This window comes from Oceanobacillus sp. Castelsardo (assembly GCF_001659985.1).
In the GTDB taxonomy this organism is placed as follows: Bacteria; Bacillota; Bacilli; order Bacillales; family Amphibacillaceae; genus Oceanobacillus.
Window position 1 is genome coordinate 132865 of record NZ_LYCS01000008.1, and the last position, 10354, is coordinate 143218.

At 35.1% G+C, this 10354-nt stretch carries 9 protein-coding genes and 2 rRNA genes; 4 read left to right on the forward strand and 7 right to left on the reverse strand.

Going from position 1 to position 10354, the window contains the following annotated elements; all coding sequences use genetic code 11:
- The first annotated feature begins 230 nt into the window (after positions 1-230).
- Complete coding sequence (locus tag A9178_RS14065) at positions 231-1148, forward strand: SDR family oxidoreductase (protein ID WP_068676353.1); 918 nt, start codon at positions 231-233, stop codon at positions 1146-1148.
- 36 nt (positions 1149-1184) lie between these two features.
- On the opposite strand, the gene argF is transcribed toward A9178_RS14065, so the two are convergent.
- From argF to A9178_RS14090, 5 genes are all read right to left on the reverse strand, one after another.
- Complete coding sequence (gene argF, locus A9178_RS14070) at positions 1185-2150, reverse strand: ornithine carbamoyltransferase (RefSeq protein ID WP_068676384.1); 966 nt, start codon at positions 2148-2150, stop codon at positions 1185-1187.
- 188 nt (positions 2151-2338) lie between these two features.
- The gene (locus A9178_RS14075) at positions 2339-3529 is read right to left on the reverse strand and encodes a class I SAM-dependent rRNA methyltransferase (protein ID WP_068676355.1); all 1191 of its coding nucleotides are present in this window, start codon (positions 3527-3529) and stop codon (positions 2339-2341) included.
- Positions 3530-3622: 93 nt separating this feature from the next.
- The gene (gene hisC / locus A9178_RS14080) at positions 3623-4714 is read right to left on the reverse strand and encodes a histidinol-phosphate transaminase (protein WP_068676357.1); all 1092 of its coding nucleotides are present in this window, start codon (positions 4712-4714) and stop codon (positions 3623-3625) included.
- Between the two features lie 93 nt (positions 4715-4807).
- A complete protein-coding gene (locus tag A9178_RS14085; protein WP_082918208.1) occupies positions 4808-5224 on the reverse strand; it encodes an NUDIX hydrolase in 417 nt (138 codons plus the stop codon).
- 22 nt (positions 5225-5246) lie between these two features.
- Complete coding sequence (locus A9178_RS14090; protein ID WP_082918206.1) at positions 5247-5537, reverse strand: DUF3219 family protein; 291 nt, start codon at positions 5535-5537, stop codon at positions 5247-5249.
- Positions 5538-5680: 143 nt separating this feature from the next.
- On the opposite strand from A9178_RS14090, the gene A9178_RS14095 reads away from it, so the two are divergent.
- The 3 genes from A9178_RS14095 (at position 5681) to A9178_RS14105 (ending at position 8945) form a co-directional block, all read left to right on the forward strand.
- A complete protein-coding gene (locus A9178_RS14095; RefSeq protein WP_068676359.1) occupies positions 5681-6127 on the forward strand; it encodes a YaiI/YqxD family protein in 447 nt (148 codons plus the stop codon).
- Positions 6128-6160: 33 nt separating this feature from the next.
- The gene (locus tag A9178_RS14100; protein WP_068676361.1) at positions 6161-6739 is read left to right on the forward strand and encodes a TetR/AcrR family transcriptional regulator; all 579 of its coding nucleotides are present in this window, start codon (positions 6161-6163) and stop codon (positions 6737-6739) included.
- 91 nt (positions 6740-6830) lie between these two features.
- The gene (locus A9178_RS14105) at positions 6831-8945 is read left to right on the forward strand and encodes an MMPL family transporter (RefSeq protein WP_068676363.1); all 2115 of its coding nucleotides are present in this window, start codon (positions 6831-6833) and stop codon (positions 8943-8945) included.
- A gap of 941 nt (positions 8946-9886) precedes the next feature.
- Here A9178_RS14105 and rrf read toward each other — a convergent pair.
- Both rrf and A9178_RS14115 read right to left on the reverse strand, forming a co-directional pair.
- Positions 9887-10001 (reverse strand): 5S ribosomal RNA (gene rrf / locus A9178_RS14110).
- Between the two features lie 165 nt (positions 10002-10166).
- A 23S ribosomal RNA gene (locus A9178_RS14115) occupies positions 10167-10354 on the reverse strand; the annotation flags it as partial.

Below are 10354 nucleotides of genomic sequence, written 5' to 3' on the forward strand. Positions count from 1 at the left end.
ATTCCACTAAATGAGCACGTACCTTACCATCCAAGCACAATTACAGCCCAATAATCATAAATTAATCTAACGTTGAACCAAAAGTGCAAGCGCCCGTTCAGCGACGTACGGAGGTGAAGGTAGTCTCGCTACGGCTTTAGCGCTGAAGCTGGACGTGGCCTTCCTTATGACAAAATTTAATAAGCTAAATTTTTATACTTTCTTACTTTTTGAATATAGGAGGAAAAACAATGTCCAAAAATGAAACAAGTAATCAAGACTATCCTATGTATCCTAATTACGGAAAAATCACTAAGTATGAAGATGTTGCCATTACAGTACCTGAACAACGACAATACTTCCAACCTGGAGTAGAAAGTCTAATGATCCCACAACCAATTGTAGAAAATCCGAATTATAAAGGGACTGGGAAATTAAAGAATAAAGTAGCTCTTATTACTGGTGGTGATAGTGGAATAGGAGCAGCTGCAGCCATTGCTTTTGCTAAAGAAGGAGCAGATATTGCGATTTCTTATTTAAACGAACATGAAGATGCCAAGCGAACCAAGAGTAGAATTGAAGAGTTGGGACAACGCTGTCTTACACTACCTGGGGATCTTCGAGAAAAACAACAATGCGTTCAAATTATTCATAAGACAATTAAAGCATTTGGCAAACTTGATATACTTTGTAATCATGTCGGGATTCAATTCCAACAACTAAGTTTATTAGATATTACGGATGAACAATTTGATGATACATTTAAAGTTAATGTATATTCCCACTTTTATACAACAAGAGAAGCTCTTAAATACTTAAAAGCAGGAAGTTCCATCATTAACACTACCTCTGTCGTTGCATTCGATGGAAATGATCAACTTATCGATTACACTGCAACGAAAGGGGCTATTGTTGGGTTTACACGGGCATTGGCAAGAAATTTAGTAGGAAAAGGTATACGCGTGAATGCTATTGCTCCTGGACGGATTTGGACCCCTTTAATACCATCTAGCTTTTCTGCTGATCAAGTAACACTTGCAGGTAACCCTATGGATCGTCAAGGGCAGCCATTTGAACTCGCTCCAGCCTTTGTGTACCTTGCTTCAGATGATTCAAGATTTGTTACTGGTCAAGTTCAACATGTAAATGGTGGCCAAATTTTTGGTTAAGAAAAAATGAGCCCTTCTGAGAGCTCATTTTTGTTTTTAACTCATTAATGCTGTCATTAATGCTTTTTGTGCATGTAAACGATTCTCTGCTTGTTGGAAAACAACAGAGTGTTTTCCATCGATAACTCCTGCAGAAACCTCTTCTTCACGGTGTGCCGGTAAGCAATGCATAAAGGAGACATCCGATTTAGCTAAAGATAAAAGTTGTTCATTTACTTGATATCCTTTGAAGGCTATTTCGCGTTTAGCTTGTTCTGCTTCTTGCCCCATACTTGCCCATACATCTGTATAAACAACATCAGCATTAGCTATTGCTTCCTTTGGATTTTCCATGACACTTATCATAGCGCCATGTGATTTCGCTATGTCTTGCGCTTTGGCTACAATGGTAGGGTCAGGCTGATAACCTTTTGGTGCGACAACAATTAACTCCATCCCCATTAAAGCTGCACCAATCATAAGGGAATGTGCCATATTATTACCACCGTCACCAATGTATACCATTTTTACGCCATGAAGTGCACCTTTTACTTCTTTAACGGTCTGTAAATCAGCAAGAACTTGGCACGGATGGTATGTATCTGTTAGCCCATTAATAATAGGGATACTCGCATATTTAGCCAATTCTTTTACTGATTCTTGAGAAAATGTACGGATCATAATTCCATCTAAGTATCCAGATAAAACCTGAGCGGTGTCAGCAATCGTTTCCCCTCTTCCGATTTGGATATCTTTAGAGGAAAGAAAAATCCCTATTCCACCAAGTTGATAAATGCCGGCTTCAAAAGAAACCCGGGTTCTTGTAGATGATTTCTCAAAGATCATTCCTAATGTTTTCCCTTTTAAAGGTTCAAAGGTAATTCCCTTTTTTCGTTGGTCTTTTAAATACTCAGCTAAATCTAACAAATAATTAATTTCGTCCTTTGTATAGTCAGCAAGAGTTAAAAAGTCACGTCCATGCAATTTAGCATTATTAAATGTTATTTGATTGTCCTTAATCATCACAAGGATTTCCCCCTAAAATTAATCTATGTATGAATTATTATGCATCATATGGAATAAATATACAATACTTTTTATATCATTTTATGAATTATATTTTCCCGATTAGGAACCGTTATGAATTTTGTTCCTAAAATAAAATGGAAATCCTAAGAAGCCGTAACAAAATATTGTTACGACTTTCTCATTTATAACTTTTTCAAGATAACGACCTTTAAATAATTTCCTTGTGGGAAGTTCTGATTATATTGGAAATCGCTTGGTAAACTAAATTCTTCTAAAATCTTATATTTTGTTCTACTATCCTTAAATCCTTTATCTATAAATCCTTTGAATTTCTTCATACTAAAGGAGGCATTGTTCGTGGATGCAACAATGATTCCTTCCTTTTCCGTAATCGAAATCGTATCTTTTATTAAGGATGGGTAATCTTTCGCTGTGCTAAACGTCCTCTTTTTGGAACGAGCAAAACTCGGTGGATCTAAAATAACCAAATCAAATGTCAGATTCTTTCGGTTTGCATATTTAAAGTAATCAAATACATCCATCACAATGATGTCTTGTGCTTCGAAGTCAATTCCATTCACACTAAATTGTTCAATTGTCTTACCCTTACTACGCTTTGCCAAATCTACGCTCGTTGTTTTTCTAGCTCCTCCTAGATTAGCTGCCACGGAAAAAGCCCCTGTATAAGAAAATGTATTTAGCACGCTTTTTCCTTTGGCGTATTTATCACGAATAGCCTTCCTTACATTACGTTGATCAAGGAATATACCTACCATCGCACCATCATTTAGATATACGGCGTATTGCATCCCATTTTCTTTCACAATAATTGGAAACTCCCCACGTTCCCCTTTTACAAAATCATCATCATCAATATATTTGCCTTTTGTATCAAAACGTTTCTTCTCATAAATAGCCTTATATTCCCCAATATCATCTAAGACTTCAATAACCGTGTTTTTAAAAAAGTAGGCACCCTCACTATACCAATTAATAACATAATAGCCGTCATAATAATCGATCGTAATACCACCGATTCCATCTCCTTCTCCGTTAAAAATACGGAATGCATTCGTATTTTCGTCCCGGAAGAATTCTTTTCTTTTATCCATTGCATTCGAAATCTTCCGTTTGAAAAAAGAAAAGTCTATGCTTTCATTTTGTTTATATGATAATACCCAACCTAAACCTTTGTTCTGCTTTCCATAATAACCTTTAGCAATAAATTTCCCATTTGGCTCCACTAAGTGAATAATAGACCCTTCCTTTTGAATATCTTCTGAGTTAATAATAGTATCCTTATTTATTAATGGAAATCCCTTTTGAAATTGATCGATATAACTACTTTTCACTTTTAATTCAATTGGTTTCATATTTTCATCCTTTGTCATAATTTATCATTTAAAGTATACCCGTTCTAATAGTAAAAAACCCGAGTAACCACTTGTTACTCAGGTTTAAATCAATTAATTTAAGACATCTTTCAAAGCATTAAGGAAAAATTCATTCTCCTCTTTTGTTCCAATCGTCACACGAACATACTCTGGCAGTCCCCAAATTTTTCCGTAGCGTACAATGACACCCCTAGCTAAGAGTTCATTGTATAATCTTTCAGCGTCTGGTCCCAATTGTAGTAGGATAAAATTACTCATGGTTTCTACGTAATTTAAGCCGAGCTCGGAAAATGCCTGATAAAGCTCTTTTGCAGCAGAAGTGTTCGCCTCTTTAGAAGCACTCACATGCTCCTCGTCTAAAATAGCGGCCTTAGCTGCTGCTTGTCCTATACTGTTTACATTAAATGGTTCTTTTACTTTTAATATAGTTTGAATGATTTCTTCAGGAGCAACACCAAACCCAACACGTAATCCAGCTAAACCATAAATTTTAGAGAAAGTTTGTAACACTAGAACATTCTTGCCAGCCTTTACAAATTCAATCCCATCCGTATAATCCTTAGCCGTTGCATAATGACTGTATGCACCATCAAAAACTACTAATACCCTTTCCGGTACTGCATTTAATAAAATTTCAAAATCAGTTTTAGATAAATATGTACCCGTAGGATTATTGGGAGAACAAATATAAAGTAATTTTGTCTTATCTGTTATGGCATCTACCATCTTTTGAACGTTAAACTGAAATCCTTCATCAAACGGAACTGGAACAACGGTAGCTCCCATTAAATCAGCACCAAAATCATATTCACTAAATGATGGGGATGGCACCACGATTTCATCTCCTTCCTCTAAGAAGGCTTCTGACATTAATGTGATCAATTCATCCGCACCATTTGTAACAATAACTTGTTGTTTAGTAACATCTACTTTTTCTGCAATTGCTTCTTTTAATGCAGCAGTATCCGCATCCGGGTAACGATTTAGTTCTGCTAACCCCGCTGATATTGCCGCCACACCTTTAGGTGACGGTCCTAATGGATTCTCATTAGAAGCTAGTTTTATAACTTTTTCCAATCCCAACTCTTCTTGTAATTCCCAGATTGGTTTTCCAGGAGAGTATGGTTTTATTCTATCTAAGACTTTACGTGGTTTAGTAGACATATAAAAGTATCCCCCTTTGAATTTAAATAATAAGATTATTTAATTCATTCCATTATATAGTATAAAGTTTTAATATGGTAGAAGAAGTTATTTTCATTGTATATAACCTTTATTAAATATATGATTTTTCTCGAAATCCTGAAGTATATTTTGACGTAGTAATTTTTTAGTATTATCTTGATTAGCCCAATAGAAATCGGTATGTTCATCAGACAGAACAACTAAATTATGATCAGCACTACATAGATAATGTATGAAAACTAATTGCCTATCGGGGTCATCGTTGATGGTAGTAGCATATAAAATTTCCCCAGGAGTGACTTTTAAGCTAGTTTCCTCTTCTATTTCTCGTATGAGTGATTCTTCTAATTCTTCGCCAACTTGTAGCTTTCCTCCAGCTAACTCCCATTCTCCACCGCCAAACTTATTGTGTGGAGATCGTTTGAGAAGTAGGATTTTCCCATTATTGATAATTAGACCTTTTACAATGACAACCATTTTCTTTTCCACTAGTATACAACTCCCGACCATTTTAAACATTTTCTATTAACTTTAGCCTAAATTCCCCTACATTATTTTCTTCATATAAATTCGTAATCGATGTTGAATAGTTATAAATGACAGCATGGAAATCTAACTTTTCATCTGGAATTTCCACTTGAAAATCATTTTTGTAAAGAAGTGTAGTAATCTCATGATAGTCTTCACTTTTCACTTGAAATTCAAAGGAAATCAATAAAACTTCCTTATCATCTTTTTGTATAATATCTTTAGTTAGGTTCTCTACATGAAGTGTCATATCATTAATTTTTACATTAGTCATTTCATATAACCTCTCTTTATTCCATATTTTAAAAGATTTTAACCATTAATTGTAGAATTTCACTATCATTCGATAGAAATTTTGTATTCATCATAAACATGCTAAGATAATAATAAACACAATTAGCAATAGGAGAGAAACAAATGAAAATTTACGTTGATGCTGATGCTTGTCCAGTAAAAGATATTATCATTTCTGAAGGTAGAAAACTCGATTTCCCTGTCATACTTGTTACTAGTTTCTCACATTATTCGAATGAACGGCAACCCGATGGCGTAGAAACTATTTATGTGGACACTGGAGCAGACTCTGCCGATTATCGAATTATGAAGCTTGCAAAGCAGGGAGATATTATTATCACTCAAGACTATGGACTTGCTTCCCTTAGTTTAGGTAAAGGTTGTTATGTATTACATCATAAAGGGTTCAAATATAACAATGACAATATTGATCAACTTCTTCAAACTAGATATCTAAGCGCTATGGCACGTAAAAGTGGAAAACGAACTAAAGGCCCAAAACCCTTTACAGAAGAGGACCGAATTAAATTCAAAAAACTTTTTGTAGAAATGTTAAAGGAACATCTCTAATATTTCCATTATAATACACAAGAGGTGACTAGAATGGCACGAAAGCGCAAGTTCACAATGATTGATTTATACCAGGTAACAAAAGAAACCCTTGTAGATACTGGATACAACGGCTTCACATTTAGTATTTTGGCTGAGAAATTAGATATATCTAGGGGATCTATCTATAAGTACTTTGATAATAAGGAAGAGTTAGTCACTGAATATATGGTTTATGAAATGAATCAATTTCTAACCGAGCTCCAAAATATCAATACATATCATAGTTTTGAGGAGCAGTTTGATTTTTTACTATATATCATTTTCAAAGATAGTAGCATACAGAAGATTATAGGAATGAGAGCACAAATACAAAGTGAAGGAAATAAGAAGGTGCAAGCCAATTTAGATAAATTGAAAGAACTTCACCTCTCCATGTATAGCCTTTTAGCAGACTTCATTCAATCAGGTAAGGAAAATAATATCATTAAACCCTCCTTACAAAATGGAGCAATTTTAGGATTTATCTTTCAATCTGTAGCAATACCTAATCATTTTAATGTTCCTAAAGAAGAATGGACAAGTTCCATAAAAGAAATTATTCAATATGGAACGTTCAACAAAAATAGTTGACACTTATGTCACTTTGGATAATACTTAATGACATAAGTGTTATTCTAAACAATAAAGTGACACAGGTGTCACTTTAAGAAAGGAATTCGATATGAAAAAATTATTAACAAAGATTACAGACCGAGTATCAACCAATAAAGGAATGTGGATCACCATTACGACATGGTTAGTGGTAACTATTCTTCTGTCCATCTTTGCACCTAGTTCAAGTGACTATCAAGTTTCTAGCGTAGACACACTTCCTGAGGATGCCCATTCAGTTATTGCTAGTAAAAAGATTGAATCTTATTTTCCATCATCTAATAACTTACCTGCAATATTGGTGTTGGAATCTAGCGATGGTGAAATAAAAACAGAAGATCTTGCTAGTATAACCAACAGTTTGGATTCAACTAATATAAATGGTTTAGAAGCAGTAATACCGATAGATAAGCTCCCCCCACAAGCTACGGAAGGTTTTTTCTCTGAAAGTAAATCTGTTGCAATTTTGCCAATTAGCTTTCGTTCAAATATGGATACTTCGGATATAAAAGAATCGTTAATAAAAGTGGAAAACGTAGTAAAAGAAAGTACGAATCTAAACTTACACATCACTGGACCAGCTGGAATAGCCGTAGATACTACAGATTTATTTAAACGAGCTGACGTTGTATTAATACTTGCCACTGTAGGAATTGTCTTAGTACTATTAGTCGTAATTTATCGTTCACCATTACTAGCTTTGATTCCTTTACTTGCAGTGGGCTTCGTCTATCAAGTAACATCACAGATTTTAGGCCTCTTTGGAAAAGCAGGATTAATAATGAGTATGCAATCCGTTTCAATCATGACAATCCTACTTTTTGCTGCGGTAACGGATTATTCCCTGTTTGTCTTTTCACGTTATCGTGAGGAATTAAAAACTTATGATAGTAAATTTGAGGCAATGAAAACCGCAATGAGGGGAACAGGTACTCCTGTTTTTTATTCCGGTGGCACCATATTTGCGGCAATGATTATTCTTATTTTTGCTGTACTTGGTGATTATAAGAACTTTGCACCTATATTTGGAACCGCACTAATTATCATCATGCTAGCATCAATAACTTTAGTCCCTGCACTATTTACACTATTTGGCAGAAAGTCATTTTGGCCTATTATTCCACATGTAGGGGAGGAGAAGATCAAATCTAACTCAATTTGGAGTAAAGTTGGACGTTTTGTCACTGATAAACCAATTCTTTCTGTTGTTCTTATATGTATTGTATTGCTCGGGTCAGCAAGTAATATCTTCAACATTCAATATGAGTATGATTTATTGAAATCATTTCCTGAAGATATGCCATCAAGAATTGGCTATGAAACTTTAGCGGATCAATTCCATCCGGGTGATTTGGCAGAAACAACTATACTATTTGAATCAGAAATTCCTACTACTGAAGAACAGCGAACCGATTTAATGAACGCTCTCAAGGAACAACCACTAGTTGAAAATGTTCGTATAGGTCAAATTTCGGAAAACAAACTGGCTATTACTTATAGCATGACTTTTGAGAAAAATCCATATTCTGAAGCTGCAATGGATGCTTTGGAATCAATCCAAAATAACTCAACCACTATTATCGGGAATAGTAATTTATCTGGTAATCTTTATTTTGCTGGAGAAACGGCAAGCTCAGTAGATGATCGTTCCTATAATAATCGTGACTTAATAGTAATTGTCATAATGGAAACTGTTTTAATCTTTATCATGCTTATCTTCCTAACTAGGTCGGTAAAAATGCCAATTTATATGATGGGAACCATACTAATTTCCTTCATTGCAGCATTAGGATTAGGAACATTCTTAACCCAATTATTATTTGGGATTGAGACCATCTCGAACAGAGTTCCTGTCTATGCTTTTATATTTTTAGTTGCCCTTGGAATAGATTATAATATCATGCTTGTTTCTCGGTTTATAGAAGAACATAAAAGTCATACATTAAAAGAGGCAGTAAATATATCTGTAGCAAAAACTGGTGGCGTCATTTCTTCAGCTGGGATTATATTAGCAGCAACGTTTGCAGTATTAATGACCCAGCCGGTCCAAATGTTGTTTGTATTTGGTTTTATAGTGGCAGTTGGTATTTTAATGGATACATTCCTAGTTCGTGGCGTACTATTACCAGCTCTACTTGTTCTATTTGAAAAGGATAAGAAAGAAAAAGTGGAACAAAATAGTTAGTATCAGAAAACTAAGGCGGGGAGTTTACCTTCCTATCCGCACAAAAGACATGGAGATAGTACTTTCCATGTCTTTTTGTTTAGCTATAATACGGAAATAACTTCTACTTAAAAAGGATAAATAATAGCAACATAAACGTGATTTAATGAAAATCAAGTGTTTGTGATAGGTACCAATCTACATTATTTTTAAACAATCCCAAACACTTCATTGTATTGATGAAGTAACAACAATAAGGAATGATAGTTTTGTGGATTTCTTTTAAGTAGGGATTTACATTAACCATCTAGATTTGAAAACTCGGCATTCGCCAAGCCTTTGGGCGAATGACTTAGTTGCACTTATGCAAATCTTTACGGTGGGACGAGTAATCGGAGTCCCAGACGGGAAAGATTTTATACTTTCCTATCTGCTAAAATGAAATTTCAATCAGTGGGAGTTACCTTACCTTCACAATGATTGTTAGTTGAACGAATCTAGCTTTTACTGGCTGTCTGTTCCCCACTTACAATTCTGTATTCTCCTCAAATTCTTGAAGTGAGGGCCTTGCAGCCAGTTAACATGCGATAAAAATAGGATGTGAGAGAAGCTAGTAAGAATGAATTTTATACTTGGTTTTCTTCATTAATAAGATAAACCTTATATTCATATCTTTGGTAATTCTATACGGAATTCCAAAAGAAGTGCCTTTTCAATTTTAATTTGTCATCCTGTAACATTTAGTATTAGTAAAGTCCATTTATTGCCTAAATTTAACGATTCGCTCATGCAATAATTATCACTATTACCCGGGAAATGTCGAATGTAAAGGATAATAATAAAATTTTGTATGATAGGTCAAACGTTTGTTTTAACGTTAAAGAATGAAGGTTTTTATAACTATTTTATATAAAAAAGAAGACAGGATATGATTTTTTTATCATATCCTGTCTTTCAGCATTGCCTGGCGGCATCCTACTCTCGCAGGGGGAACCCCCAACTACCATCGGCGCTGGAGAGCTTAACTTCTGTGTTCGGTATGGGAACAGGTGTGACCTCTCCGCCATCACTACCAGGCCTACACGATGTAGGTCGTTCGGTGTTGTCCACAAATGATTTTCGGTGGGACGAGTAATTGGAGTCCCAGGACGTGGACGCTTTTAAGCGAACTTCCTTTAATGTCTTTCAATTAGGATTTGTACCTTAAAAACTAAATAAGAGCAAATTAGACATCAAAAGAAGTTAGTTAAGTCCTCGATCGATTAGTATTTGTCAGCTCCACGTGTCGCCACGCTTCCACCTCAAACCTATTAACCTCATCGTCTCTGAGGGATCTTACTCATTTAAAATGATGGGAAGTCTCATCTTGAGGGGGGCTTCATGCTTAGATGCTTTCAGCACTTATCCTTTCCACACGTAGCTACCCAGCT